The organism is Vibrio thalassae, from assembly GCF_900089835.1.
In the GTDB taxonomy this organism is placed as follows: Bacteria; Pseudomonadota; Gammaproteobacteria; order Enterobacterales; family Vibrionaceae; genus Vibrio; species Vibrio thalassae.
Genome location: NZ_OANU01000130.1, coordinates 1 through 925, shown reverse-complemented (window position 1 = coordinate 925; position 925 = coordinate 1). Strand labels below are relative to the sequence as shown.

The following is a 925-nucleotide window of genomic DNA, read 5'->3' as shown; positions in this document are numbered from 1 at the left end:
GCAGGAACATTTTTTCGAAATAATCCTAACCTTGGTCAGTTTAGCAATCGAGCACAAGCCCTGGAGATATACCCATTTAAAGAAGTAGCGCCAACGTGTGTTCGATTATGGACCAAAGAAAATTTTCAAGGGCAACCTTTTGACCATTGCATGAATGATGGTTCTTATTTTCACGTTAATTTTTCAGGTCTCGTCGAGAACAATAATATAGAGTCAATGGAGGTCGGTAAAAATGTGAAAGCTGTACTCTGGAATGGTGATACAGCAGGAACATTTTTTCGAAATAATCCTAATCTTGGTCAGTTTAGCAATCGAGCACAAGCCTTGGAGATATACCCATTTAAAGAAGTAGCGCCAACGTGTGTTCGATTATGGACCAAAGAAAATTTTCAAGGGCAACCTTTTGACCATTGCATGAATAATGGCTCTTATTTTCACGTTAATTTTGCAGGCAGCGCCGAGAACAATAATATAGAGTCAATAGAGGTCGGTAAACGTGTAAAAGCTGTGCTTTGGAATGGTGTTGAGAACAGAACATTTTTGCCATCGCATGATTATAGTCGACTTGGTGAGTTTAGGAATCGAGCACAATCCTTGGAGATATACCCATCGAACTAGACCCATCTAAGCTGCAAAATTAATAAGTGTGACACTCATAGAAAGCTCATCAACACGATGGGCTTTTTTGTTGGTCGTGACTTCAATCAGTTGATTGGTAAACGCCCCATAAACCCACGGGGCGATCTTGCTAATGCTTGAAGTTCCAAGGTAGGAGCGCATCGATATCAGGCTCAGATTTCGCTAACTCTTGCATGCACTTGACCATGTAGTCGTAGAGGATGAGCCCATTGGCTTTCGCGGTCTCGACGATACTGTAAAGCATCGCGCTCGCTTCAGCACCATTTGGTGTACTCGAGAACAACCA

At 42.2% G+C, this 925-nt stretch carries 2 protein-coding genes; one reads left to right on the top strand and one right to left on the bottom strand.

The genetic code is table 11. The features are described from left to right. Positions 1-618, top strand: a 618-nt coding sequence (locus tag VTH8203_RS22125) for a hypothetical protein (RefSeq protein WP_158296216.1), incomplete at its 5' end; no start/stop codon positions are given. Between the two features lie 130 nt (positions 619-748). Here the strand turns inward: VTH8203_RS22125 and VTH8203_RS22120 are convergent. Further along, positions 749-925, bottom strand: a 177-nt coding sequence (locus VTH8203_RS22120) for a transposase domain-containing protein (RefSeq protein ID WP_167385857.1), incomplete at its 5' end; no start/stop codon positions are given.